We start from the raw sequence: 23,316 nt of genomic DNA on the forward strand, positions 1-23,316 counted from the left end.
GCATCGTCGGGACCGCGGTGAACCCGGCCGGCACCTTGTCGTCCGCCGGGGGTCTTTCCATCGCCTTTGTCGGCGAGAAAATCACGCTTTCCGACGGATCCACGGTACGCAGTCTGGGGGCGTTGGCGCGGGCGCTGGAGGAAAAAAGCATCACCAACGTCCTGTCCACGCCGAACCTGCTGACCCTCGATAACACCGAAGCCAAGATTGTCGTCGGGCAGAATGTACCCTTCCTGACCGGCAGCTTCGCTCAAACCGGGACCGGCACCGGCGCCGTCAATCCTTTTCAGACCATCGAGCGCAAAGACGTGGGCCTCACGTTGAAGATCAAGCCGCAGATTTCCGAAGGGGGCGGCGTCAAACTGCAAATCCTGCAGGAAGTTTCCAGCGTGGCGCGCGCCACCGGTGTCCAGGCGCAGGACCTGATCACCAACAAACGCTCGCTTGAAACCACGGTCATCGTCGACGACGGTAATACCGTGGTGCTCGGCGGATTGATCGAGGACAACAACACGGAAACGACCCAGTCGGTGCCGTTTCTCGGACGTATCCCGTTACTCGGGTGGCTGTTCAAGTATCGCGAACAGAAGAAAACCAAAACCAACCTGATGATTTTTCTCCGTCCCATCATCGTTCGCGGGGCGCACGACAGTTATGGCTTCTCCACGCGCCGCTATGAACAGATCCGCTCGGCGCAAAAAACGCTCACCAAGGACGTTCCGCCGATACTGGAAGAGCTCAGACCGGAAGTTCCCTCGCCGGATGAAAAAGTCGGCAGATCGTCCGATGAAATCATTCCGCCCGACAAGATCTTCGGTCCACCCAATATTCCGGAAATTAAACCGGGCAAGACCAATAAGCGACCCTGATTTCCCGCGCTCGCCGTCGCCATGGATAACACGCTCGATTTGCACGTCCTCGACCCCGCCTGGACCCAGCGCCTGCCATACCATTTCGCGCGGCGGCATGGCGTTATCAGCGCCCGCCTGACCGACGGTCAACTGGAAATCTGGGCGAAACCGGGCGTATCGAGCGCCACGCTGGCGGAACTTTACCGGGCGCTGGGTCAGCCGATCCAGGTGCGCGAATTAACTCCCGCGTTGTTCGATTCCGCGCTCAACCGCGCCTACGAACGCGGCATGACCCAGGCGATGGAAATTGTCGACGATCTCGACGGCGATCTCGACCTGGCTGAACTGACGCACAATCTTCCCCAGGCTACCGACCTGCTCGAGAGCGAGGACGATGCCCCGATCGTGCGGCTGATCAACGCGTTGCTTACCCAGGCCGTGCGCGAAGGCGCTTCCGATATACATATCGAACCGTTCGAAACACGGTCGGTGGTGCGCTACCGCATCGACGGCGTGTTACGCGACATCATCGAACCCCAGCGTGCGCTGCATGGGGTGATCGTCTCGCGCATTAAAATCATGGCCAGCCTCGACATCGCGGAAAAACGCATGCCGCAGGACGGCCGTATCACGCTGCGTCTCGCGGGCCGTCCGGTGGACGTGCGTGTTTCCACCGTCCCCACCGGTCACGGAGAACGCGTGGTTCTGCGCCTGCTCGATAAACAGGCGGGTCGTCTCGATCTGACCGGTCTCGGCATGTCAGGGGAAATGCTCAACACGCTGGTGGAACTTATCAACCAGCCCCACGGCATTATTCTCGTCACCGGACCCACGGGTTCCGGCAAGACCACGACGCTCTATGCGGCGCTCGGTAAGCTCGACGGCGCCCAGCATAATATCCTGACGGTCGAGGATCCGATTGAGTACGACCTCGACGGTATCGGCCAGATGCAAGTCAATCCGAAGATCGACCTTACCTTCGCGCGGGCGCTGCGTTCGATTCTGCGACAGGACCCCGATATCATCATGATCGGCGAAATTCGCGATCTTGAAACCGCGCAGATCGCGGTGCAGGCCAGCCTGACGGGACATCTGGTGCTGGCCACGCTGCACACCAACGACGCCGTCGGTGCCGTGACGCGCCTGGTGGACATGGGCGTGGAACCTTTTTTGGTGGCGTCCAGCATTCTCGGCGTGCTGGCCCAGCGACTGGTGCGCAAACTCTGTCCCGTCTGCCGCCAGAAACATGTCCCGGACGCGGCTGAAATGAAGATGCTTGATGTCTCTCAATACATGGCCGGTTCACCGGTTGTCTACGGTCCCGTCGGTTGCACAGCGTGCAGCAATACGGGATACCAGGGACGCACCGGCGTCTATGAACTGCTGACCATCGACGACAGCCTGCGTACGCTGATACATGACGGCGGCGCGGAAGGGAAATTACGCGATTACGCCCGCACCCTCGGCATGCGCACGATACGCGAAGACGGACTGCGCTGGGTACGGGACGGCGTTACGAGTCTTGAAGAAGTGCTGCGCGTCACGCGCGAATAATCATGGCGGCTTTTGAATATCAGGCGCTCGATCCCAAAGGACATTCCGTCAAGGGTGTCCTGGAAGGCGATGCCGAGCGCCAGGTCAGGGCCACGCTTCGCGAGAAAGGGTTGACCCCGTTGCGCGTCGATGTCATCGACCGGCGCGCGGACGCAAAGCACAGCCGGTGGTCCTTTTCCATACGCCGCGGTATCTCCAGTTCCGAGCTGGCATTGATCACACGTCAATTCTCCACGCTCATTCATGCCGGGCTCACGATTGAGCAGTGCCTCAATGCGCTGATCGAGCAGGTCGAATCGGCGCGCGCACGGTCTGTGCTGGCCGGTGTACGGACCCGCGTCCTCGAAGGCCAGTCGCTCGCGCGCGGCCTGGGGATGTTTCCCGAGTCCTTCCCTGACATTTATCGCAGCATGGTGGATGCGGGCGAGCAATCGGGCCGTCTGGACGAGGTGCTCGGCCGACTGGCCGATTACACCGAAAACCGGCAAAACCTTCAGCAAAAGGTTCTGCTTGCGTTTATTTATCCGGCATTGGTCACCCTGGTCGCGTCCGCCGTCGTTATCGGATTGCTGGTGTATGTCGTGCCGCAAGTGACGCGCGTGTTTGAAAATACCGGCCAGGCATTGCCGCTCATAACAGTCGTATTGATCTCAATCAGCGATTTCGTGCGCACCGGCGGCTGGTGGTGGCTGTCTATCGGCCTGATGGCCATCATCGTTTTGCGGCTGGCCTTGCGCGAACCGCATTTACGTCTGCGTTGGCATTATTTGTTGCTGCGATTACCACTGGTGGGCCGGTTGTTACGCGGCACCAACGCCGCGCGACTCTCCAGCACCCTGGGTATCCTTACCGCCAGCGGCATCCCCCTGCTAAATGCGATGCAATCCGCGGTGCAAACCGTGACGAACCTGCCCATGCGCGCGGCCGTGGAAGACGCCCTGCGCCAGGTACGCGAAGGCGGTAACCTCTCCCGCGCCCTGGGTAAAACCAGGCTTTTCCCGCCCATGGTCATCCATCTGATTGCCAGCGGCGAAGCTACCGGCAAACTGGATCAGATGCTGGAACGGGCGGCGGTCGCCCAGACGCGGGAACTTGAAAACTGGGTCCGGGCGCTGACGGCATTGCTTGAACCGCTGCTCATCCTGGCGATGGGTGCCATCGTGCTGTTCATCGTGCTGGCCATTCTGCTGCCGATTTTCGAAATGAATCAGCTCATCAAATAAACAAGGATGCATATGCGACCCACGTCAGGAATCAAGCGCTTATCCAATGGCTTCACGCTCATCGAGATTCTCGTCGTCGTGGTGATTCTCAGCGTTCTGGCGGTGCTGATCGTCCCGCGAATCATGGATCGTCCGGATGAGGCGCGCGTGATCGCCGCCAAGAGCGACGTCCGCGCCATTATCAGCGCCCTCAAACTCTACAAACTCGACAGCGGCGTGTATCCCTCCACGGAGCAAGGCTTGCAGGCGTTGGTAAAAAAACCGGAAATCGGCGACATACCGCGCAATTGGAAAAGTTCCGGTTATCTGGATCGGATGCCCAGAGACCCTTGGAAAAACGATTACCAGTACCTAAGCCCCGGACTTCACGGCGATATCGACGTCTTCAGTTTTGGCGCCGACGGCCAGCCCGGTGGTGAGGGCGTTAATGCCGATATCGGCTCGTGGAATCTTGATTCGTAAATTTCCCGGTGAGTAATTTACAACCCTCACGGGGTTTCACGCTGATTGAGCTGATGGTCGTGATACTGATCATCGTTATCGTGCTGGGGTTGGTCGGCGTCAACCTTGAACCGGATCGGGAATCCGTTGTGCGCGACGAAGCACGGCGCATGGCGCTGCTGCTGCGAACCGCGCAACAGGAGGCCATTTTGCAGGGCAAGATTCTGGCCATGGAAATTACCCCTGAAGGCTACGTTTTTCTGATGCTGGACGACAACAGCGAGTTCAAATCGCTGTCACGGGATGAAATTCTTCGCCCGCGCGACTTGCCGCGCGACATCACTATTTCTTCCGTGAATATCGAGGGCAGGCCGGTGACGGAGAAACCGCGTCTTATCCTGATGCCGACGGGGGAGCTGCCGGAATTTACCATTATCTTTTCTTTCGGTGAGATTCACTGGCAGGTACAAGGGGTGTTTTCGGGCGAGATCAAGGTGGCCGTCGCCTCTTTGCCGGGAAGCGCGTGATGCGAACGCCCGACCGCGGGTTCACCTTGGTTGAAGTGCTGGTGGCGCTTACCGTGCTCGCCATTGCCCTGGCGGCAATCATGCGCAGCCTGGGCCAGGCGATCGACACCACGGCAACCTTGCGCGAACGCAACATGGCGCTGTGGGTGGCCCAAAACCGTCTCGCGGAACATGAAATGCGTCGCAGCTGGCCGGCCGTGGACACCATTGATGGCGATACGGAGATGGGAGGCGCAAGATGGTTCTGGCGTGAGCAGGTTTCGACCACGCCCGAAGCCGAGATTCGGCGCATAGAAATTACCGTATGGCGCGTACCGGACGACACGCATACATCGGCCCGGCTGGTCGGCTATTTGCGTAATAACGCCGGCTCAAAACCTTCGGGAACATGAAACGCCCTCGCGGTTTTACCTTGCTTGAGTTATTGGTTGCGATCGGCATCTTCGCGCTGTTTTCCGCCATGGCTTACGGAAGTCTCAGCCGCTTTATGAACGATCGCGAACGGCTTGTAACCGAGCATGAATTCTGGAGCACCTTATCGCTTACATTTGCCCGGCTGGAGGAGGATTTTTCGCAGACCCGGGCCCGATCCATCAGAGACGTCATCGGCTTTCCTCAACCGGCGTTTCAAGGTCAACCGACCGACACGCGCGCGGTCGGAATGCCCAGCATAGAATTTACCCGCGGCGGGGTTTTATCTTTTGACAATGGGCGGCGCAGTGATTTACAACGAGCGGCATACCGACTCGTGGATGGAGTGCTCATGCGCCTCGCCTGGCCGGTACTCGACCGCGGACCGCAAACGACACCGGTGGAAGTGCCGTTGATCAGGAACGTCGAGGAATTTCGCGTGCGTTTTTTATCCGCGGCCGGGATCTGGCTCGACCGATGGCCCGGCGAAGGAATTCCCGAGGTCCTGCCCCGCGGCGTGGAGGTCAAGTTAAATCTATCCGGGCGGGGTGAGTTCACCCGATTGTTCATCATCAATGGCTAAAACAGTAAATTTTTCCAGTTGCTCCGGACAGCGCGGCATGGCGCTCATTACCGCCATGCTTGTGGTGGCCATTGCGGTTACCACGGCGTCGTTTATCAGCATCGATCAGCAAATATGGCTGCGCCAGGTGGAAAACCTGGCAGATCGCGCGCAAGCGGAAGTAGTGCGCGCCGGCGTCCTGGACTGGACCGTCACAATTCTTACGAAAGATGCCAGAGAAAATAATACCGATAATCTCACCGAAGACTGGGCCAAAACCCTGCCGCCGCTGCCGGTGGAAGGTGGACAGGTTACGGGCCAAATCACCGATGCCCAGGCCCGGTTCAATATCAATAATCTGGTCCGGAACGGCGCACCGAGCGTTCCCGACATCGGCACATTTCAAAATCTTCTCAAGTCGCGCGCCATAGACCTCAATATCACCGACGCCGTGATCGACTGGATCGACGTCGATGGCGATGCCCGGCCATACGGCGCCGAAGACATCGATTATCTTCAACTGGAAATTCCCTATCGTGCCGCCAACCAGCCGTTACAGAGTATCGAGGAATTGCGCCTGATTCGGGGGATTACTCCGGAGATATTCGAGAAATTGCAACCCTGGGTCACGGCGCTCCCCCAGCCCACCGAAATTAACGTCAACACGGCCTCGAAAGAGGTTTTAAGCGCCCTGTTTTATACGTTACCGGCTGCGGTAATTGATCAGATTATTGAAAAACGGCCGCATAAGGATGTGGCAGAACTGACGAAGACACTTCAAGAGCTGGCCAAAGGGGGAAATTTTCCCCAAGCCTACTACGGAATAAGCAGCAGTCACTTTGAGGTCAATATTCAAACCTGGTTTGGCCGTTACTCGCGCGCGACACAGGCGCTGATCCAGCGCACGGCCGGAGGCGGCCCGGCACAGGTGCTCTGGCATCGACAGCGATTGCCGACGAAAGTGGTCGCCACCTCGACAAACACCACGGAAAGTTCCGGGAAACAGTCGATGTAAATATATAATGATGCGCAAGACGACCAGGACTGAAGACAAGATGGCTACCCGGAAAATATTGACCGCGGGCAAACTTCCCTCCGCAGCGGTTGTGAAGCGCTTGCAGCGGTTCTGGTCACGTCAAAGAAATACGCTCGAACTGCTGCTTCCCCGTGAGTGGCCGGAAAAAAATGGCGTGATTCACTGGCGACTTCGCGGCGGCGGGTCATCGTTGCACGGTCAGGTCAACGAATTAAATGAAATCCCCGGACTCAGCGCCATGACGCACGTACAGGTATGGACACCGCCGTCCGAAACATTATTGACGCGCGCGACTTTGCCCACGCGCTCGCGTGCAAAGATCCAGCAGGCGCTGCCTTATGCTCTTGAAGAACAACTGGTCGGCGAACCGGATCAATTGCACTTCGCCTACCGGATACTCGAAAACAACAACATCGCGGTCGCCGTGACGGCGAAAGATCGCTTGCGGGCCTGGGTTTCGCGATTGGCAGATTATGGATTGAAATCATCGAGCATCTGCCCCGCCACGTTGGCACTTCCGCATGATAATGCGTCGTGGACGCTGGCATTTCGTGAAAATGAAATCTGGGTAAGGACGGGTATCGCCTCGGGATTTGCCGTCCTTCGCCGCGCGAACATACCACCCTCCCAGTTGACCATGGCGTTGCAGGAGGCGCGCACGAACCAGAATGCGCCGTCGTCCCTGACCGTTCTGCAGCCGCCGCACGGTTTTGTCAAGAACATATGGTCAACGGCGCTCGAGCTTCCGGTGCAGCCGCAACAGCAGGATTTCTGGACGGACGCGCACGACGTGGTGCCGGCCATCAATCTTCTTCAAGGCAGCTTCGCGCCTTCGAGTCAGTTAAGAGAATTGGCCCCGGCTTTGCGTCCGGCCGGCGTCATGCTGGCGATTTTGTTAGCGGGTAGCCTGTGTTTCGATCTTTGGGAATATTGGCATTTAAAGCGCACGAACGAGAATCTCAGGCAGGAAATGACCGGCCTGTTCCGGAAATCGTTTCCGGATGCCGTGATACAAAATCCGGCCCTGCAGATGTCGCGCCTCTTGGGCGAGATGCAAAACAAAAGTGGCGGGACTTCAAGTACCGATCTATTGCCTCTGCTCGGAAACGTCGCGCCCGTCATTCAGGCGACGGCACAAATCAAATTACGCGGCATGCAGTACAGCGATTCCAGACTCACACTGGATGTCACCTTGCCGGATTTCCAGGCAATGGAATCGGTGAAAAATGCCATCATTGCGCGCGGTATACAGGTTGAAGTGGTCGGGGCAAACAGTACTGCTACCGGTATTGAAGGCCGGCTGCGGCTGGGGCAACCTGCTCGGGCAGGAACGTGATTCGGGAAAAAATAAACGCCTTGAATTTGTCCTGGTCGCGGTTGCGCAACCTGCCGCCACGCCTGCAACTCATTTATATCGGTGGCGTTGCGGTCGTGTTATTGATCCTGTACCTCTCGCTTTGGCTCCCGCTACAACGCGATCTGGCGCGTTTGCGCATCGCCGTTCCCCAGGCGAAAGTGGAATTGGCGCTAATGCAGTTGCAAGCGAAGGAATTGAATCAATTGCGTGCCAGCGGTCGTCTGCCCGGATCCGGCGGTAATCTGCTGGCAACCCTGGAACAGTCCGCCGTCACGAGCGGTTTGCGTCAACGCATTTTGCGGATGGAGCCCGATGGCGCACATAGTGCGCGTCTAACCCTTGAGGGAGTCAATTTCAACGCGATGATCGGGTGGCTTGCGAACCTGCAATCCCAGGGTGGCATCCGCGTCGAAAGAGCGTCGATAGAACCTTTGGCCGCGCCCGGTACGGTAAACGCCAAAATCACCCTCCGCAAGGCCGGTGCATGAAAAAATCCTGGCTGCTCTATGTTTTTTTTGGAGTATTTTTTTACGTCCTGTTTCTGTTCATCCAGATGCCGGCGTCCTGGTTCGCCTGGGGCCTGAACCACTATACGAGCGGCCGTGTCCAGCTTGATCCGATCGCGGGAACCCTGTGGCATGGAAAAGGACGGCTGGTATACCAGCATCCTCCCTCCACATCGTTTGAATTTGGCGATACCGAGTGGCGCATCAACCCCCTGTGGTTGCTGGTTGGATCGTTGCAGCTGACCTGGCAAAGCCATAAGCCAGACACTCATATCAATACAACCGTTCGGATGAGTTCAGGACAATTAATATTGCTCGAAACTAAAGTAGCGTTTCCAGCCCAACTTTCAAGTTCGTTTATTCCCGCCGCAAAATTGCTGTCTCCCACTGGTCAAGTGCGACTTCAAACTGACAGGCTGGCCATGGATCGCAACAATGGCATGTCGGGGGGTGGCAACATTCAGTGGCAAGCGGCTGGCAGCGCCCTCTCTCCTGTCCGCCCTTTGGGTGATTACCGACTTCTGATCTCCAGCGCCGGCAATGTCGCCGATCTTAAACTATCGACCCTGCGTGGTACACTGGAGCTATCCGGTCAAGGTGAATGGCAGATCGCGAGCGGTACAATCCGGTTTTCCGGAAGCGCCACGCCCCGTGAGAGCATTAGTGAACTTGAACCATTGCTGAAGCTTATGGGTGAAAATCAGGGTGGCGGCAAGCGTACATTCTCCATTAATGGAAAGTTACCGCTTACAATCTTCTGAATTTAGTATGCACTCATTGCCAACAGTCGATGTGAAATGAATGATTTAATGCGGCCCTGATTCAATCATCAGAACGCGTGCACGCTTGTTTTATGTTGCGTTATCGAAAGCAATCGGCTTGCCGTCGCAGCTATATCACTGTTAGACAGAGTGCGAAAAGATATTTTTAATAATTATTAATTTTGCCTTAATTATATTATTGGTTTTACTCGATCTATCAAGTATTTGATCGGTTAATATTTTATTCAGCCGAGTAAAAAGAGAAATGCAAGCTTACTGGCAGTTTCTGGAGAAAAACTCACTACTTATCCAACAGTCACGAGCGGGTACATGGTTATAGCAGGTAAATAAAAACAAAAGATTATGAATCTGATCTTTACCGATCATCCAAAAAATCGTCGGTCACTTTTCAGGATATAAATTTTTCAAAAACAATAGCCAACGGCCGTGCTGCGGTGATTTCTCGAAACATTCCTGGCAACTCGCCCCACCGGCACCACCATCGCGATGCGACGGCTTTAAATTATCGCATCAATTGCCTTACAAGGGAGCGACACACCTTTTCAAGGAAATTGGCGGAGAGGGTGAGATTCGAACTCACGAGGAGCGTAAGCCCCTGCCAGTTTTCAAGACTGGTGCCTTAAACCGCTCGGCCACCCCTCCGGATCAATCTGAAACCAACTATTACTACACATCTAACTCTCTACCAAGACCCATTGACGCGGTCAACGGTTTTGCGCCGGACATCCCTGTCCGGCGCCCCTCCGGGGCCAGCGTCGCTACGCTCCGCTGTCTGAAATCGCTCCAGGCGACTTTCGTCAAGAGCGCCGCCTTACGAGTGCCGCCGAACGCCGCGCGACAGCGCGGCGGTCCGAAGGGCGGAGGGCAGGATGCCTGACGTAAACCGCTCGGCCACCTCTCCATTGATCATTCATAAGCTCAGGCAGGTCAATGGTTTTGATCGGTAAACCAACCCTGAACCTCGCTCCTTCGGTGCCAGCGTGCGTACTTGGCTTTATATACGGTATACATCCTTATAACCACTCCTCGCTTTCGCTTCATTCACCCAAAATATCGTCCAATACGAATTAAGACATCCCACCGGGATAACCTGAAGGACTCGCGGCAAGAATGGCGCGAGGAAAATCGTTCCCGGCCGATTATTGTCAAGGCCCGGCCTGACGAGCAGCGCCGGAAGCATTGCCGAATACCGCCTATTGCCGGGGGCCTGGAGAACGTCGGACAGAATGCCTGGCGTAAACCGCCCCGCCGCCCTTCCTATTTATATTTTCTATTAACGAGTTACCAAAAGCGCTCCAAATTAGAGGAGGAAGAGTAAGATTGTAATCCGTATGTTAAGACATTACGCATCTACTCTTGCCACCCAAAAGGAGAAAACCCATGCGCACCATTGTAGCAATAGCCTTCACTGGGCTGGTTGCCGCGCTCTCAGTTTCGTTAACGGCTACCGCTCAGGAACCGGCTCTCGAAAAGCTCAAACAGATGCAAGTTTCAGGAGTCGACGCCAATTTTCAGCCAGTTCCGCAAACCGGGAAAAACGCCGACGCGATCCGAGAAAACCTGAAACGGGTCAAACTGCCGCCGGGCTTCAAGATTGATCTTTACGCCATCGTCCCGGACGCGCGGCACATGGCGGTAGGCCCGTCCACCAACATGGTCTTCGTGGGAACCCGCAAGACTACTGTCTGGGCCGTCACCGACCGCAACAGTGACGGCGTCGCCGACGAGGTCAAGCCATTCTCGCCTTCGTTGAATTTCAAGGTGCCCAACGGCGTGTGCTTCACCAAGAATGGTTTCCTGATCGTTGTCGAACACAATCGCGTGATCAACTTCCCAGCGGCCGAGTTCTTCTACGAGGGGAAGGATGTCGCCGTGATCGAGACGGTGCCGCAGGGTAAGCTGATCCCGGTGGAAGAAGAATCGTACAATCATCACGCCCGTGTATGCCGCATCGGCAAGGACGGCAAGCTCTATATCGCGCTCGGTCAACCATTCAACGTTCCGCCACGCGAAAAGCTCGCGGTTTTCAACCAGTGGGGCATCGGCGGCATCGTCCGCATGGATCCCTTCGACGGTGGCGGTCGCGAAGTCTACGTCCGCGGGATTCGCAACTCGGTGGGCATCGAGTTCAACCCCAAGGACGGCACCCTGTGGTTCACCGACAATCAGACCGACGGGATGGGCGACAATACGCCTCCGGGCGAGCTGAACCGCGCCACCAAGCCGGGACAGTTTTTCGGCTACCCCTGGACGTGCGGTCGTGTCCGTATCACGGAGCATGGTTACGACAAGGATCCGTTGCCGAAGGACATCGTCTATCCGCAAGTGGAGATGGACGCTCACGCAGCCGACCTGGGCCTTACCTTCTACACGGGTAAAAAATTCCCGGCCAAGTACCGCGGCGGTATCTTTTCGGCGCAGCATGGCTCCTGGAATCGCACCGACCCGATCGGCGCCCGCGTAATGTTCACCTCGCTGAAGGAGGACGGCACGGCCAACAAGACCGAAGTGTTTGCAGAGGGTTGGCTTGACCCGGAAACCAAGACGTATCGTGGTCGGCCGGTCGATGTGGCCAATCTGCCCGACGGCTCCCTGCTGGTCTCCGATGATTTTTCCGGCGCCCTCTATCGAATCACTTATGTGAGCGAGTAGTATTTGTGCTCAAGTTTGGTGAGTGATATTTACTCCAGCAGCGCGGCGGTGTCTGTCGCCACCGCGCTCCTGGTATCCACGTTTACCGCGACAGCGGGAGATTTAGCCGCCGGTCGCCAAAAGGCAATTCACTGTCAGGCCTGTCATGGTCTGGATGGATTGTCGAAGTTACCTACAGCGCCCCATCTCGCCGGACAGAACGAAACTCATCTGATTAAAGCCCTCAAGGATTACCGGTCTGGGGCGAGAAAAAATGAGATGATGTCGATTGTCGCATCGTCCCTCACCGATACGGACATAAACGACCTGGCTGCTTACTACCATTCCATAAAAACCATCGATATACCACCTGAATAATTTCCTGGATAACGGGGACTGAATAAAGCCGCAATGCGACAATTAATCCATAACTACATTTTTTTATGCTGCTTGCTTTTACCTTTCAATACGCATATCGCGCTTGCCGAGAATACAAATACCATATTACGGAGCGATCCGGTTGTCGTGACGGCTACGCGGATCGAACAGTCAAGTTTCGATTTGCCACTGTCGATCGACAGTCTTGATATCGAAAAAATCCACGACCAGCAGCAACGCGTCAATATTTCCGAGAGTTTGGTGCGGATACCCGGCGTCGTGGCGCAGAATCGCCAAAACTACGCGCAAGATTTGCAAATCTCCTCACGCGGGTTCGGTGCACGATCAACTTTCGGCATCCGCGGAATTCGTCTGCTCGCCGATGGCATCCCTGCGACGATGCCCGACGGGCAAGGCCAGGCGGCTACCTTTGATCTTGAATCTGCACGCCGCATCGAGGTATTACGCGGGCCGTTTTCCGCCATCTATGGCAACGCCTCCGGCGGTGTGATTCAAGTGTTCAGCGAAGAAGGTCCGGCGACACCGACCTTAGAGACCGGTTTGCTTGCCGGTACCTATGGGACGGAACGCGCCAGCGTGAAATTCGGCGGTCAAGACAATCCGCTCAATTATATCGGTTCATTGTCGCGTTTCGATAGTGACGGCTACCGCGAGCACAGTGCCGTCACCCGCGAGACCGGCAGCGCACGGTTGCGCTGGTCGGCCAATACCGACACGACAGTAACGCTGCTCGTCAATGGCCTGCATCAAGGTGACACGCAGGATCCGCTCGGCCTCACGCGAGCCAAGATGGAGGAAGATCCGCGTCAGGCGGGTACAGGTGCGATGCTATTCAACACACGCAAAAGCATTGCCCACTTGCAAGGCGGGCTTACGCTGGAGCAGCGTTTAGGTACCGACGACCGCCTTACCCTGATCGGTTACAGCGGCCAACGCGATGTAACACAATACCTCGCGTTCGCCGGCAGTGGACCTACCCAATCTGGCGGCGTGATTGATCTCGATCGCAGCTTCACGGGTCTCGGCATACGCTGGACGCATCGTTCCCGATTGGCGGACATGCCGTACACCATGACGATGGGGGTTGACTACGACAACATGTATGAGCGACGTCGCGGCTTCGTCAACAATAACGGGATTGCAGGTGAGTTAAAGCGCGATGAAGACGATCGTGTTTTTGATTTCGACCAATACGCGCAGCTTGAATGGCGGTTCGCGCCGCGCTGGCGCGTCTCCACCGGCCTGCGTCACAACCGGGTCGCCTTTGACTCGAAGGATTACTTCATAACGGGCGCTTCGAATCCCGATGATAGCGGTAGCGCCATTTTCAAGAAAACCAATCCAATGCTGGGCGTGCTTTATCAGTGGAGCGACTCTGTCAATCTTTATGCGAATGCCGGCCAGGGCTTTGAGACCCCCACTTTTGCGGAACTGGCCTATCGTCCGGATGGCAGCCCGGGACTCAATTTTTCCTTGCGCCCCAGCGTCAGTCGCAGCAGCGAGGCCGGTATCAAGGCTTTCGTCACACCGACAGCGCGCGTGAACGCCGCCTTGTTCCGCATTCGTGCCTACGATGAAATCGTCACGGGACCCTCGCCTGCACCGGGACGCAACACGTTCATGAATGCCAATCTGACCACGCGCGATGGTTTAGAGCTAAGTGTCGACAACGATCTGGGGTACGGCGTCCATGCCTACCTGGCCTACTCTTATATCGACGCGCGTTTTGTAGACTACGTCAATTTCTCCGGCACCAATCTAGCCGGCAAGCGCATCCCGGGAGTGCCACAAACGACAATTTACGGCGAACTCAAATGGCGTCCGCTGAACGATTTGGTGACGGCGCTGGAGGCGCGCCGCGTCAGTTCAATAGCCGTCAATGATGAGAACGCCGATACCGCCGAGGCTTACACGGTAGCCAACTGGCGCATCGGTCTGGAGCAAGGGGGTCGTGGCTGGCGATTACAGGAATTTCTACGAATCGATAATTTGTTCGATAAAACCTATGCCGGTTCGGTTATCGTCAATGCAAACGGTGGGGCGTACTTCGAGCCGGCTCCGCGGCGCAATTACATCATAGGGCTCAATGCCCGTTTCGAGTTTTAATAAATCATCCAATTACTTTCGCAGCCTGAATTCAACCGGCACCAATACCGTAATTTCACGCTCACGTAATTCATCAGGTGGCAGCGGCCAGGAGGAAAGGCGTCGCGCCATCACAAGTGCCTGCCGATCGAGCACATCATGGCCACTCGAGTGCGCCATGACTACTTCGTGTAAGCGACCTCCCGGGAGGAGTTGCAGACGCAATATCACCGTTCCTTCCCAGCCACGCACTCGCGCCAGTCGCGGATAGGTAAGTCGCTGTCCAATTATTTCAGTCAGGGACCGTATGTAAGCATCCAGCCGTCGATTATCGTTGGCCGCCGGCTCCGACGCGGCCGTTGGCTTAGATGCAACTGGCGGCGTATCAACGGGATTAGTCGTCGACTCCGGGAGGAGCTGAGGAACTTCATAGGCAATCGCCGGTGGCTCCGCGGGCAGCGCGCTAGCCTGCGGTTCCGTCCCACGCACCGGACGTTCCGGAACTCGATCTTGCTTCCGCGATGGCGTCGTTTCCTTCGGCTCCACGATGCCTGGTAGCAACTGGATCTCCAGATTCGAAATCATACTGGTAGAACTTGTATTTTGAAGAGTACTATTCAAAATACCGACTGCCGCCACATGTACGGCCAGCGAAGCCACCAGAAAGAATTGAAAATAATTCTTGTGGACTATCTGTGACATGATGAGGCGTGACGTCGTCATCTCCGGATTACCGCATTGGATATTTGAACAGTATCCGTTGCGGAATAGCTTGAACTCCAATCATACGCTGATCAATTGGGAAAACTACAGGTTGCAACGTTAACGAAATACCGACTTAGCACGTTTATTTCTCCAGCTCATGCCCCAAGCGTAAAATGCAATGAACACAAAGATATCCAGCGGCAAACCGAAAAAAAAGAAAAGTACCGGCATAAACAACATGGAATATTGTTGTATCAAATACACATGCACCAGATACTGCATGGGTATCAGGATACCGAGGTAAAACATGGTGATCACCGTCAAAAGAAGTTTTTTTGGCAATCCGAAGTCAAAAATATAATATGTGGCTCCAAGCAGCACCGGAACGAGAGATATCACGAACAATCCAGCCATCAGCATGCCGGATTGATAATCGGATACGGTATACGGAAAGTACGCCGGATTTATCGCGAAATAAGCCAGGGAACAGGTTTGAATAAAGGCCAGCGCGCGCAGCAAATAAATAACCGGCATTTGCCGCCTGGGAATGATGAAGGAGATCAGCACCGTTAAGGTGGTTAACAACAGCGCCATCCACCATGCACCACTGTCAGGAACACCCGCGGTGATATCGAGATACGGGACTTCAATGCGCAGTAAAGGTCCAATAGAGTAGCCTTTATGCTTCACGGCGGCCCCTTCGAAAAGCACATCCGACCAATACGACGTGCCCCAGGTCCAGGCGGCATTTACCCATCGAAGCAGCATCAACCATCCAGCCAGCAACAGTACTGCCAGAAACATCGCCATCCAACCCTCGGCAGGTTTAAGCGGCAGAGTCAGAAGCGCACGATGCTTGGTTATCACCCCTCCGGAAAAACCGTGATGCCGCAGCAATTCCATGCGACGCCGTCGGGACAGACTTGCATGGTTCGCTTCAACGTCTTTCTCAGAACTCACGAAAGACACCGACGATTACCCCATTGCGGTTATAAAAGGGGTTGCTGTAATGCTCGATCGTAGCGTTCAGACCCCAGCCCCGTTGCAGCCACTCACGCCAGGTCAAACTGATCAAGTCGCTGTGAAAATCGACGAGAGTCGATGACTCGTCGATCAGCTGATAGGCTTCCCGCCCGGATTCGATTCGCAGCGTCAGATATCGCTTCTTATCCTGCCCTTGCGTGACGGCAATAAAGTAATTGTTGGCATCGATCGAACCCGGTGTGCTGTGGTTCATGCGGACACCGCCTTCGATTACCCATGGCGTGTCAAAATAATAGGCGGCGCTCAACAATATGATTCGATCCCGATGGATATCTCGCGCGGTGATGTACCCGATACCCAAAGTAGTCACCAGATTCCGATCCGGCAGCAATTTTCGATTGATCGCTATATCGAACCTGTGCTTGGGAAAAAAGAATCCTCCGCTACTGGCCCCCGCCGAAGCCGTGACGAACCAGTCTTCGTCGAACGTATGCGAAAAACCGCCCGTAAAATAAGTTCCATGATCGTTGAACTCGCTTTGGCGAAGGATTTCCCAGTTCCAGACCTGATCGCTGTAACCCTGCCAAACGCCTTTGGCGTAGACGCCACGCCAGTTATCAAAGCCACCGGTCAAATGATGATAATTGGCTCCTGCTTCCACGTAGCCAACAGGTTGCTCTAAAGCTGTACCGGCGGCATGCGCTAACTGGCTAGCCAGGAATCCAACCAAAAAGAACGAAAATCTTGACTTACAAGGCTTGATATCACGATCCATATTGATTTTTCTTGTTATCCTGCAATTTGTTTCCGGCACCCGATGTCAGATCGGCAGAAAGAATCCTAACGATGGATTCCCCCGATTTCCCGTCGCCAAATGGATTCTTTGTATTACGCATGGATTTATATTGCCTGGTATCTTCAGTCAATTTAAGCACCCAGCTTTGGATACTTTCCGATGCCGTGCCGATCAAGGCGCCGCCGCCCACGGTTATCAACTCAGGGCGTTCAGTTGTGTCGCGCAGCACCAAAACCGGTACGCTGGCGGCAACCGCCTCCTCCTGGATCCCTCCTGAATCGGTAAGTACGAGCCAAGCGTGCTGAAGCGCCCAGAGCAGTTCAGGATAATTAAGCGGCGGTGTAAGCCAGATACGGCTTCGTACCTCAACCTCCAGCCCATCCATGGTCTCGTGCACGGCGGCGCTCACGATGGGGTTAGGATGTACCGGCCAGAGTATCAGCAAATCACGGCATGCTTGCGCCGCTTGGCGCACTCCGCGCGCGATACTGATAATTTTATTGCCCCAGTTCTCGCGGCGGTGCGCCGTTACGAGCACCAGACGATGATGATCGAGTGCCTGTTGAACCCGGTCGCGCGGTAATTGATCGACTTCACGCGCTTCGGAAAAATAATTCTCCAGGTGGGAAATTCCCCAATGCACGGCATCCACAATGGTATTTCCGACAAGATGAATGCGCGCTGGCGCAATCCCTTCAGCCTTGAGATTTTCTACCGCCTGCGCCGTGGGCGCGAAGTGCCATCTGACCAATCTGGCGATGAGTTCACGCGTCATTTCCTCTGGAAACGGGTCGTCATCGATATGCGATCTCAATCCTGCTTCCACGTGCCCAACGGGAATCCGGTGATAAAAGGCCGTCATGGCCGCGGCCAGGGCGGATAACGTGTCGCCATGCACCAGTACAACATCCGGTAGCGCAAAATTTAACACGTCGTCTATATAGTCGATCATGGTGGCGCATAAATGCCCCAAGGAGTCGCGCTCGCGAGGCAGATCGACCAGATATGCCGGCTCGATGCCAAAGAATTTATAGAGCGGGCGTGACATGGCATCGTGCTGTCCGGTGTGCAGCACCATGGGTTCGTGAACCGATTGTTTGAGGGCAAGATAGACCGGCGCCATTTTAATAATATCGGGCCGCGTGCCCATGCAGAGCAGGATTTTCACTGGTTTCATTTTTGCGCGCTGCTTTCAGATTTAAATTTGAGCTGCTTTCCCGACTTGGCGACAACAAACCAGGCATGCCGGTCTTCCGATACTTCCGCGTTTCCATTTATGACAGCCGGGCGGCGGTACATCGCCTTGGACAAAATCCATGTCTGCCGCGACAGATTCACCGGGTGAGCCGCCGTAAAAACCCGCGTTTCATTTTCCCGATCCACCTTCCATGTCACTTTTTCTCTGTCATCGAGGAATCGCGCCAAATCGGTCATCGTGTACCACTGAAACGGCAGTTGGCGTTGTTTCATTCCTGCGGTATGCAATAACCAGCTACGCATGGCGCGGGGATAAGACATCATGCCGGGAGGATGGAAATAAATAAGCCGGGCAACCCGATGGCGTACGCTGAAATCAGTCACCGCCACGAGCCACTTCGTCACCTCTCCGGGGGATAGCTTGTCTTCGGTCATCTCCTCAAACGAGGCAACGTCCTTGTATGTAAGGATAGGAAATGACCAAATTCGCCTGTGCGTCAACCGCCCATCGCGGTAACTGCGCGTCGGGCCCATACCCGTGTTACCGGTGAAGTAATAGGCCAGAAATCCCTGGTTTTCGAGCCAGGACGTGACCCATTCCGGCTGATTTCCCTGTGGCGCGGAGTATTCCAGCATCGGTGTGCCGGAGGCTTCCTCAAGAGCCTGTTTGTTCAATACCAGAAATTTTTCAAATTCCTCCCGGTTATCCTCGCTTACGTTTAGCCCGAAATAATCATGAATCCATCCACCGTGGCTGCCGATGGTATTTCCACGCTTCACTTCCTCCCGCAACCATTTTTGGAACGCCGGGTTTTTGGGAACATTGAGACCCAGGCCGTCGTTGAATTTCCGCGCATCGGGTCCGGCGGTTACATGAATGGAATAAGGTCCCTGGGAATAAATGCCCAGCGCCTCTATGTCCTGGATGGGTTTCAGCGCGGCATTGGAATCGACGTGCCAGTTCATAATCAAGCCGCCGGTTCCATTCGGAACCGAAGACAATACCGGCAAGCTCAGCACGTTAACGGCAAAATACTTTAGAAACCCGTGCAGCAATATGCCATCCGTTCGTCCCTTGAGATAACCGAGGGGGAGATTAACGAATAATGTGCCGCCCTTCCCGTACGATCGATAGCCCGCGACCAATCCGGTTGCGGGAGAAAACAGCAGCGCTTCCCCGCTATATACATTACCCGTGACAAACCCGGGATAACGAAACTCCTGATATTCATACCCCGTGATGGTTTGCCATCCCCCGACTACTACCGGCTTATTGTCCGCGAGCAAGGGATGCGGATTCTGAATTTTCGATGATGGAACGAATTTACCCGGGGGGATCCGGAGCATGTCCAAATTCTCTTTCGTACCCTGGATCGCGCCCAAGACGATAGTTTGATCGCGTAACCGGTCATATAACGCATAGTCAATCCCGGCCATGCCGGAGAATATAGATTTCCCGGGAAAATACGTATTGTTCTGGGACTTGGTGCCGGCATCGTAAACCAGCATCAGTTTCCCGCCATGCTCGACATAATCATGCAATTCGTGATACAGGATTTCGCTGACAACGGTATGCACATGATCCGGCAATATGATCCCGGCGTATGCCGAACGGTCGATCCATGGGCGAAGAAACTCGCTGTCATGCATGACAGCGAGGAGCATCCCCTCTTCGGCAGCGGCGTCTTGCCAGATGGTGACACGCGGATCATCTTTCGGTATCGGATCCGACACCAATAACAAGATTTCAACTTTACTGCCGGTTTCCGATTCCCTGGTCAGATAACCAAACAGCGATAACAGGACAGCGGCAACAAGTACCGCGTAGAGACCGAGCGTACGAGCTGAGAATGTTTTCATGTCTTATGATTCTTCGCGCAACATGTGGGCGCCGAAATAGGAGACAGACCTGCAGCAAAGATCGAAAGCGATGACTTGATAGGCCGCCTCTTCCAGAATATTCCAGCGATGGCTGTGACGCAGCGGCGAAACCGATTCAAACCATCTGAGTGCCGTCTCTCTGTCGTGGAATTTCAATGACGCCAGTGCGACCAGTCCCCATGGGAATTCATCCAGTTCAAGCGTGAGCCAGTCTTGCGCATATTGTTCACGCCAGCGCATGTATTCTTTCAGCTTGTTCCCTGCGGGCGTATTCATGCCGGCGAGCCAGGGATAAATTTGCGCCACGATATCCGGATAAAACCTGTCTACCGGTTCTTCGTGCAATGAGGCGCGATACATACGCAGATTTGATTGCCAGAATACGCGATCGATGGCCCGTCGGAGGTTTTTGGCCTTGACTGCCGTCTTCCGTGATTTTGCATGCAGGCCGAAGCGCTTTTGGTGCCGGGCAACGGCCGCGAGTGCCGCATAGACCTCGACATTATCCATAAGCAGAGCGATTGGTTGCTCTTGCGATACGCGATACACTCCAAGCTCTCGATCAAGCAGCGTGGAAAGATGCTTCTCGGCCCGAGTCGCGCTCTGCCGCCATCGTGCCGGAAGGCCATTGTCGGGCGATAGCGCGTGCAGGAGCTCCAACCACAGGGCGAGTAACGCATCATCGGCGTCTGCGGGAGCGCAGCGTTGCCATGTCTCTCCCGGTTGACGACAGTATCGCTCGAATCGCCCGTCCGATAACTGTTTGGGAATCAACCACTCAATCCATGCCTCGGCAGACCTTCTTATATCAAGGCCGTGGGCATGCGCGGCAAGCAGTGCCTTGATGGAAAAATAGGGATCGACATTATCGCCGTCCACATAGACCGTAATCGCGCCATCCGGTTGCTGGTAGCGCTTGGCAACGAATTCGCCGGCCTTGTCGTCGATACCGGCGTAGGTCAGCATCATCAGGCTTATGCAGCAAAGATAACTCATGCGCTTGCAGCTCCATTGACCATGCCATTTAAACGCGTCCATACCGTTCCATGCGCCACCGCGCCCAGGGAAACGTATATATTCTTGGCGCTGATAGTCGTAGGCGATCGGGAATCGCCGATTATCGCGCCTCTCCCCACATTGACGCTCTTTTCCGACAAGACGGGCCCGTGGATTTCGCAACCCGCCCCGACGTAAATGTCATGGACACTCACCACGCTGCCCATGATGCGAACACCCTCGCCAAGAAAGATATCTTTATGTCCTTTCACGCTGCCGTAAATGTGCGTACCCGCGCCAATCCACGCTTCTCCCGTGAACACTATGTCGGCATTGACGATACGGCCGGATGGCAGTTCTGATTTATGATCGATAAGCCAGCGACGGCCTGTCACGTCGGCAAGATTCCGAACCTCGTGCGATTCGAGCGGGTTGAGCCGTTTAACCGGCCGGCTGAACGATTCCGGCTTTCCGAATTCGATTCGCGGCGCATGCAACCGCTCGAAGCGACAGCCCGATTCAAGTCTGACCGTCGAATCGGAAGACACTCGCCCATGCAGCAACGAGTTGGGTCCAACCTTGACATTTCCGGCTGCGTGCATCCAGCGGAGCAGCATGCTTTCGGCGCCGATTACGATATCGCCATCGGCCAGTATCGCACGATAGATATTGCGCTCGCCGCCCCGCACCGTTCGTCCCGCGAATAGCTCGAGACTGAAAATCAGATCGTCAGGAAGGATCAGGTCTGCATTTGATACGAGCATTCTGCTTATCTCTCGATCCTGAACTTCCTGTTCACTAAGCTTGAGTTTATTTTCGCCAGTAACGAGGAGATACGGTGTCCGCCCCTCGAGCAGTCCCTCTTGCCGATCGCCGGCTTTCCGGGAACCGTGCATCGACGATTCCAGATTTGTCCGGATGTAGGCGCGAAACCTCCGGGCAAAATAGCGCGGATCCACATCGTCGCTGCGCACGACACGCAAGGGCGTGGCGTCCTGTTTGCGCCACAACACGATAAGCCCCGGCAGAAACGGCAGCAGCAGCAAGGTAAGCGTGGATGCCAGCAATAAAATAATGGCCAAAGAAGCACTCACGGAGATCTCCGAAACCGTTCGGTTTTGTGCCAGACCAGCTTATTATCATTTCGCCGGGTAAGGAGCTGAGAAAAAGTGGCGCGGGATACGGATATGAGGCTCACCAGGAATCCGAGAATATTAAAGGCCAAAAGACGGATTCTTTTCCGATGGCCGTCCAGACGTACGGCTGCACCGATCTCGAAGAAAGCGGCAAAGTTGCCCAAAGCGCTATAAGAAGTCAAAGAGAGGATCGCGATAATTCCATGCAGGGTATTTTCACCGAGAAAAAAAAGCATGATGGCGAGCATCCAGCCGATCAATAGAACGGGAGACATGGCGTAAACGCCCAGCAATAACAGGCCGTCGATCTTTTCAAGCAGGCTGGCACGCCGGTTAAACAGCAGCGGCAGGCTGTAACGCACGGTCGCCTGATTGTGTCCGCTTGCCCAGCGCATTACCTGACGGACACGACTACGCCAGTCTTCCGGGACTTCCTCATAACATTCGGACCTGTTCTGGTAAACTGTTTTCCATCCACCGAGCAGCAACCGGTAAGTAACGTCCGTGTCCTCCGCGAGGGTGTCGTCGCGCCATCCACCGACGGCGGTCAGGGCCTGCATACGCACCCCGCCCACCGTTCCGCCGTATTGCGGTACCAGATGCATGTTCATGCGCGCCTGCTGATCAACCTGATAACCGCCCGACCGTTCAAGATCCAGTAATCGTGTCAACAGGTTATGGTCAACATTGAGCGGAACAACCCTTCCCATGACCGCGCCTACTTCAGGATCGAAAAAGGGCGCGGTCAATTGCTTGATCAGCCCTTTACCCGGAAGGTAATCGGCATCGAATACCAGCACGATCTCGCTGGTAACACTTTCCGTGGCATCCTTGAGCGCGGCCGCCTTGCCGGGTTTCCCCGTTTGACGGTGTAGCGGGAAAATCCGGCCCGGGTAACGACGCACGAAATCGTCAATGATTTCCCTTGTCCTGTCCGTGGAACGGTCGTTGATAGGTATAAGACGTAGTTTCTCCGGCGGATAATCCACCTCGAGCAGCGCGTCGAGATTGTGCGCGATAACGGCTTCTTCATTATGCGCGGGGATTAAAACCGTCACGCTTGGCCAATCGGCCGCATCGACGTCGAGATAGGGATGCCGTTGGGCACCAAACAACCGGTTATAAGTGAACCAATAGTGACGGATGGTGTAGATGACAATCAGCCCCACGATAAAGTAGAGGGTATAAAGCATTAATTTGATGTACCACGGCCGGTGGTGCGGGACATTACCCGTTTCGGCTTCAAAGGCCGCCGG

Annotated in this window: 21 protein-coding genes, 1 tRNA gene and 1 pseudogene; 14 read left to right on the top strand and 9 right to left on the bottom strand. The window is 55.3% G+C overall.

From position 1 onward, the window contains the following. The 11 genes and pseudogenes from WD823_RS10950 to WD823_RS11000 all read left to right on the top strand — a co-directional run. Positions 1-869, top strand: a pseudogene (locus WD823_RS10950) (type II secretion system protein GspD); the annotation flags it as partial. Positions 870-890: 21 nt separating this feature from the next. Next, complete coding sequence (gene gspE, locus WD823_RS10955) at positions 891-2,405, top strand: type II secretion system ATPase GspE (protein ID WP_368429536.1); 1,515 nt, start codon at positions 891-893, stop codon at positions 2,403-2,405. 2 nt (positions 2,406-2,407) lie between these two features. Further along, a complete protein-coding gene (gene gspF / locus WD823_RS10960; RefSeq protein ID WP_368429537.1) occupies positions 2,408-3,628 on the top strand; it encodes a type II secretion system inner membrane protein GspF in 1,221 nt (406 codons plus the stop codon). 12 nt (positions 3,629-3,640) lie between these two features. Beyond that, complete coding sequence (gspG, locus tag WD823_RS10965) at positions 3,641-4,090, top strand: type II secretion system major pseudopilin GspG (protein WP_368429538.1); 450 nt, start codon at positions 3,641-3,643, stop codon at positions 4,088-4,090. Positions 4,091-4,098: 8 nt separating this feature from the next. Continuing rightward, a complete protein-coding gene (locus tag WD823_RS10970; protein WP_368429539.1) occupies positions 4,099-4,596 on the top strand; it encodes a GspH/FimT family pseudopilin in 498 nt (165 codons plus the stop codon). After that, on the top strand, positions 4,596-4,988 hold the full coding sequence (gene gspI, locus WD823_RS10975) for a type II secretion system minor pseudopilin GspI (protein ID WP_368429540.1): 393 nt from the start codon (positions 4,596-4,598) through the stop codon (positions 4,986-4,988). Before WD823_RS10970 ends, gspI begins: the two co-directional genes overlap by 1 nt. Beyond that, positions 4,985-5,590 (top strand): type II secretion system minor pseudopilin GspJ, encoded by a 606-nt coding sequence (gene gspJ / locus WD823_RS10980; protein ID WP_368429541.1) that lies wholly within the window; start codon positions 4,985-4,987, stop codon positions 5,588-5,590. Before gspI ends, gspJ begins: the two co-directional genes overlap by 4 nt. Beyond that, positions 5,583-6,584, top strand: a complete 1,002-nt coding sequence (gene gspK / locus WD823_RS10985; RefSeq protein ID WP_368429542.1) for a type II secretion system minor pseudopilin GspK — start codon at positions 5,583-5,585, stop codon at positions 6,582-6,584. The genes gspJ and gspK overlap by 8 nt, the downstream gene beginning before the upstream one ends. A 10-nt stretch (positions 6,585-6,594) precedes the next feature. Then, the gene (gene gspL, locus WD823_RS10990; RefSeq protein WP_368429543.1) at positions 6,595-7,941 is read left to right on the top strand and encodes a type II secretion system protein GspL; all 1,347 of its coding nucleotides are present in this window, start codon (positions 6,595-6,597) and stop codon (positions 7,939-7,941) included. Between the two features lie 20 nt (positions 7,942-7,961). Continuing rightward, positions 7,962-8,450, top strand: a complete 489-nt coding sequence (gspM, locus tag WD823_RS10995; protein WP_368429544.1) for a type II secretion system protein GspM — start codon at positions 7,962-7,964, stop codon at positions 8,448-8,450. Next, positions 8,447-9,229, top strand: coding sequence for a type II secretion system protein N (locus WD823_RS11000; RefSeq protein WP_368429545.1), 783 nt, complete (start codon positions 8,447-8,449; stop codon positions 9,227-9,229). Before gspM ends, WD823_RS11000 begins: the two co-directional genes overlap by 4 nt. A gap of 573 nt (positions 9,230-9,802) precedes the next feature. Here WD823_RS11000 and WD823_RS11005 read toward each other — a convergent pair. After that, a tRNA-Ser gene (locus WD823_RS11005) sits at positions 9,803-9,892 on the bottom strand. A gap of 738 nt (positions 9,893-10,630) precedes the next feature. On the opposite strand from WD823_RS11005, the gene WD823_RS11010 reads away from it, so the two are divergent. The 3 genes from WD823_RS11010 to WD823_RS11020 all read left to right on the top strand — a co-directional run bounded on the left by WD823_RS11010 (position 10,631) and on the right by WD823_RS11020 (position 14,386). Then, complete coding sequence (locus tag WD823_RS11010) at positions 10,631-11,902, top strand: sorbosone dehydrogenase family protein (RefSeq protein WP_368429546.1); 1,272 nt, start codon at positions 10,631-10,633, stop codon at positions 11,900-11,902. A gap of 27 nt (positions 11,903-11,929) precedes the next feature. After that, a complete protein-coding gene (locus WD823_RS11015; RefSeq protein WP_368429758.1) occupies positions 11,930-12,259 on the top strand; it encodes a cytochrome c in 330 nt (109 codons plus the stop codon). Between the two features lie 147 nt (positions 12,260-12,406). Continuing rightward, positions 12,407-14,386: a TonB-dependent receptor family protein gene (locus WD823_RS11020; protein WP_368429547.1), complete on the top strand. Its 1,980-nt coding sequence runs from the start codon at positions 12,407-12,409 to the stop codon at positions 14,384-14,386. 12 nt (positions 14,387-14,398) lie between these two features. Here the strand turns inward: WD823_RS11020 and WD823_RS11025 are convergent, their stop codons facing one another. The 8 genes from WD823_RS11025 to WD823_RS11060 form a co-directional block, all read right to left on the bottom strand. Then, a complete protein-coding gene (locus WD823_RS11025) occupies positions 14,399-14,950 on the bottom strand; it encodes an energy transducer TonB (protein WP_368429548.1) in 552 nt (183 codons plus the stop codon). A 237-nt stretch (positions 14,951-15,187) separates the two neighbouring features. After that, positions 15,188-16,030 carry a hypothetical protein gene (locus WD823_RS11030; RefSeq protein WP_368429549.1) on the bottom strand — a complete coding sequence of 281 codons (843 nt, stop codon included), beginning with the start codon at positions 16,028-16,030 and terminating at the stop codon, positions 15,188-15,190. After that, positions 16,020-16,829: a YaiO family outer membrane beta-barrel protein gene (locus tag WD823_RS11035; protein ID WP_368429550.1), complete on the bottom strand. Its 810-nt coding sequence runs from the start codon at positions 16,827-16,829 to the stop codon at positions 16,020-16,022. The genes WD823_RS11030 and WD823_RS11035 overlap by 11 nt, the downstream gene beginning before the upstream one ends. Then, positions 16,819-18,027, bottom strand: a complete 1,209-nt coding sequence (gene wecB / locus WD823_RS11040) for a non-hydrolyzing UDP-N-acetylglucosamine 2-epimerase (RefSeq protein WP_368429551.1) — start codon at positions 18,025-18,027, stop codon at positions 16,819-16,821. Before wecB ends, WD823_RS11035 begins: the two co-directional genes overlap by 11 nt. Continuing rightward, positions 18,024-19,907, bottom strand: a complete 1,884-nt coding sequence (locus tag WD823_RS11045; RefSeq protein WP_368429552.1) for a hypothetical protein — start codon at positions 19,905-19,907, stop codon at positions 18,024-18,026. The genes wecB and WD823_RS11045 overlap by 4 nt, the downstream gene beginning before the upstream one ends. Positions 19,908-19,910: 3 nt before the next feature. Next, positions 19,911-20,897 (bottom strand): hypothetical protein, encoded by a 987-nt coding sequence (locus WD823_RS11050; protein ID WP_368429553.1) that lies wholly within the window; start codon positions 20,895-20,897, stop codon positions 19,911-19,913. A 23-nt stretch (positions 20,898-20,920) separates the two neighbouring features. Continuing rightward, the gene (locus WD823_RS11055; protein WP_368429554.1) at positions 20,921-22,018 is read right to left on the bottom strand and encodes a hypothetical protein; all 1,098 of its coding nucleotides are present in this window, start codon (positions 22,016-22,018) and stop codon (positions 20,921-20,923) included. Then, positions 22,015-23,253, bottom strand: coding sequence for a glycosyltransferase family 2 protein (locus WD823_RS11060; RefSeq protein WP_368429759.1), 1,239 nt, complete (start codon positions 23,251-23,253; stop codon positions 22,015-22,017). The genes WD823_RS11055 and WD823_RS11060 overlap by 4 nt, the downstream gene beginning before the upstream one ends. Positions 23,254-23,316 lie beyond the last annotated feature (63 nt).

Origin of the sequence: Sulfuricaulis sp. (assembly GCF_040901545.1) — a bacterium.
Classification (GTDB): domain Bacteria; phylum Pseudomonadota; class Gammaproteobacteria; order Acidiferrobacterales; family Sulfurifustaceae; genus Sulfuricaulis.

Excerpts from the sequence above, each read along its gene's own strand:
- WD823_RS11035 (WP_368429550.1), bottom strand. The coding sequence starts at position 16,829 with ATGGATCGTGATATCAAGCCTTGTAAGTCAAGATTTTCGTTCTTTTTG.
- gspG (WP_368429538.1), top strand. The coding sequence starts at position 3,641 with ATGCGACCCACGTCAGGAATCAAGCGCTTATCCAATGGCTTCACGCTC.
- gspI (WP_368429540.1), top strand. The coding sequence starts at position 4,596 with ATGCGAACGCCCGACCGCGGGTTCACCTTGGTTGAAGTGCTGGTGGCG.
- WD823_RS11000 (WP_368429545.1), top strand. The coding sequence starts at position 8,447 with ATGAAAAAATCCTGGCTGCTCTATGTTTTTTTTGGAGTATTTTTTTAC.
- gspE (WP_368429536.1), top strand. The coding sequence starts at position 891 with ATGGATAACACGCTCGATTTGCACGTCCTCGACCCCGCCTGGACCCAG.
- WD823_RS11025 (WP_368429548.1), bottom strand. The coding sequence starts at position 14,950 with ATGATTTCGAATCTGGAGATCCAGTTGCTACCAGGCATCGTGGAGCCG.
- WD823_RS11050 (WP_368429553.1), bottom strand. The coding sequence starts at position 20,897 with ATGATGCTGACCTACGCCGGTATCGACGACAAGGCCGGCGAATTCGTT.
- gspL (WP_368429543.1), top strand. The coding sequence starts at position 6,595 with ATGCGCAAGACGACCAGGACTGAAGACAAGATGGCTACCCGGAAAATA.
- gspJ (WP_368429541.1), top strand. The coding sequence starts at position 4,985 with ATGAAACGCCCTCGCGGTTTTACCTTGCTTGAGTTATTGGTTGCGATC.
- WD823_RS11060 (WP_368429759.1), bottom strand. The coding sequence starts at position 23,253 with ATGCTTTATACCCTCTACTTTATCGTGGGGCTGATTGTCATCTACACC.
- gspK (WP_368429542.1), top strand. The coding sequence starts at position 5,583 with ATGGCTAAAACAGTAAATTTTTCCAGTTGCTCCGGACAGCGCGGCATG.
- wecB (WP_368429551.1), bottom strand. The coding sequence starts at position 18,027 with ATGAAACCAGTGAAAATCCTGCTCTGCATGGGCACGCGGCCCGATATT.
- gspF (WP_368429537.1), top strand. The coding sequence starts at position 2,408 with ATGGCGGCTTTTGAATATCAGGCGCTCGATCCCAAAGGACATTCCGTC.
- WD823_RS11045 (WP_368429552.1), bottom strand. The coding sequence starts at position 19,907 with ATGAAAACATTCTCAGCTCGTACGCTCGGTCTCTACGCGGTACTTGTT.
- WD823_RS11010 (WP_368429546.1), top strand. The coding sequence starts at position 10,631 with ATGCGCACCATTGTAGCAATAGCCTTCACTGGGCTGGTTGCCGCGCTC.